At 71.7% G+C, this 2,581-nt stretch carries 1 protein-coding gene; it reads right to left on the bottom strand.

Going from position 1 to position 2,581, the window contains the following annotated elements; genetic code table 11:
* Window positions 1–118: 118 nt before the first annotated feature.
* Window positions 119–2,425, bottom strand: a complete 2,307-nt coding sequence (locus QH290_RS18035) for a transglycosylase domain-containing protein (RefSeq protein WP_280266679.1) — start codon at window positions 2,423–2,425, stop codon at window positions 119–121.
* Window positions 2,426–2,581 lie beyond the last annotated feature (156 nt).

Here is a 2,581-nt window from a genome sequence, read left to right on the forward strand (position 1 = left end):
CCCGCCCGCCGCCCCGGGGCCGCCCCCGCCGGGGACGCGTCGCCGCGCGTGCCGTCGGCGCCCGCGTCCCCGGCGGTGGGTCGGTTCACCAGTTGCTGCTCGATCACGGCACCCGAGGCTACCGTTGCCGCGGCGACGTACCGTTCCCTGTCCCCGGCGAATTCCCGTCACCCGCACCGGATTCCCCGCTCGGGGCGACCGGCTGACCGGGCAGCGGGCCCTGGCCCGAATCCTGCTGCTGGCCCTGTCCCTGCTGCCCTTGCGGCTGCTGCCGCGGATTGGGCGCGAGGCCCGGCACCGGAATGGTGACGCCCGGCAGGATCTCCACCTGCGAGGGCTGCACCACGACCGGCGGGACGTACTCCTGCGTGGTCGAGGGCGGAGTGTAGGCCGCGGTCCACGACGGCACGCCCGCCTGACCGGCGATGGGGCCGGGCTTCGGGAAGTTCTCGTTGGGCATGCCCTTCAGGGCGCCGTCCATCGTGTCCTTCCAGATGTCGGACGGCAGGCCCGAGCCGTAGATCATCGCGCCGCTGGCGTTGCGCAGCTTCTCGCCCTGTTCGGTGCCGACCCACACGGCGGTGGACAGCTGCGGCGTGTAGCCGACCATCCAGGCGTCGCGGTTCTCGCCGGTCTCGCCGAGCTGGGCGGTACCGGTCTTGGCCGCCGAGGCGCGCCCACCGGCCAGATCGTGGTGGCGCGACCAGCCGGCGATCGGCTGCATCGCGGAGGTCACGTTGTCGGCGATCGGGGCCGGGACCCGCTGCTCACCGGCGACGTCGCCGCGATCCAGCAGCACCTGACCGTCGGCGGTCACGACCTTCGAGACGAAATGCGGCTTGTGGTACATGCCCGAGGCCGCGAGCGTGGCGTACGCCGAGGCCATGTCCAGCGGTCGGGCCTGGTACTGACCGAGCACGATGCCGTTGTTGGGCGGGCCGCCGTCGGGATCGACCAGGGTCTTGCCCACGCCCGGGATGGTGTCCGGGATACCGAGCTTGTGCGCCATGTCGGCGATCTTCTGCGGGCCGTTCTTCATATCCAGCTGCATGCGATAGAAGCTGGTGTTCAACGACCGCTTGAGCGCCTCGGCGATGGTGCAGGTGCCGCAGGACTCGCCCTCCACGTTGGTGATCTTGATGCCGTTCACCGTGAGCGGGCCGCTGTCGTACATCGTCGACAGCGGCTTGCCCTGCTCCAGGTTCGCCGCCAGGCCGAACGCCTTGAACGACGAGCCCGGCATCAGCCCGGCGTTGGCGAAGTCGTAGCCCTGCCCGTCCTCGCCGCCGTAGTAGGCCTTCACCGCGCCGGTCTTCGGGTCGACCGACACCACCGCGGTGCGCAGCTGCTCCGGCTCGCCCTTCATATTCTTCTGGGCGGCGTTGACCGCGGCCTGCTGCATCTTCGGGTCGATCGTGGTGGTGATCTGCAGGCCCTCGGTGTTGATCTGGGTGTCGCTGATACCGGCCTCGGACAGCTCGCGCATCACCTGCCGCTTGATCAGCCCGTTGGGGCCGGAATCGACGGGGTCGTCGGTGGCCGCGCTGGAGGACACCACGTGCGGGTAGGTCATCTTCTGCCGGTCGCCCGCCGCCAGGGTGCCGCCGCCGACCATGCCGTCGAGCACGTAGTTCCAGCGGGCCTCGGCGCCCTTGGGGTTGTTCTCCGGGTCCAGGCCGTAGGGCTGCTGGATGGTCGCGGCCAGCACCGCGCCCTCCTCCACCGACAGCTCCTGCACCGGCTTGTCGAAGTAGGCGTGGGCCGCCGCGTCGATGCCGAAGGTGCCGCGGCCGAACGGGATGGTGTTCAGATAGGCGGCGAGGATGTCGTCCTTGCTCCACTGCCGCGCCATCTTCGCCGAGATCACCAGCTCCTTGAGCTTTCGGCTGACCGAGCGCTGATTGCCGACCATGGAGTTCTTGACGTACTGCTGGGTGATCGTCGACCCACCGCCGGCGCTCTCCTTGCCCAGCACGTTGTCGCGGGCGGCGCGGGCGAAGCCGGAGATCGAGAAGCCCGGGTTGGTGTAGAAGTCCCGGTCCTCGGCCGCCAGTACGGCATTGCGGACGTGCGGCGGGATCTGGTCGATGGTGACGTCGGTGCGGTTGCCCTCCGGCGGCACGATCTTGCTGATCTCCGTGCTGCCGTCGGAGCCGAGGATGGTGGCGACCTGATTGGTTTTGAGGTCGCCCGGCTGGGGCACCTTGACCGTGGTGTAGGAGACCAGGAAGATCGCGCTGGGCACCACGATCGCCAGTGCCACGAGCACATACAGCACGCGGCGCACGATGCGCCACGGCGACTTCTTCTTCGCCTGCGGGCGCCGCCCGCCGGGACCGGAACCGCCGGAACCGCCGCCGCCCCGGCGCGGGGGCGGACCGGAAGGCGGGGCGCCGCCCGCGGAGGCCCGGTGGCCGCCGGTGATCGGGCCGGACGGGGGGCGGTTGCCGTCGCGCGCCGGACGCGGCCGCGCGGGCGTCCCCCCCCCCCGGGCGCGCGGCGCGGCGGCCGCGGGCAGCGGGGCCGCCGGGGTGGTGGTGGGGGGGGGGTGGGGGCGCTGGCCCCGCCGGGGGGGGGGGTG

This window comes from Nocardia wallacei, from assembly GCF_029869545.1.
GTDB lineage: Bacteria > Actinomycetota > Actinomycetes > Mycobacteriales > Mycobacteriaceae > Nocardia > Nocardia wallacei_A.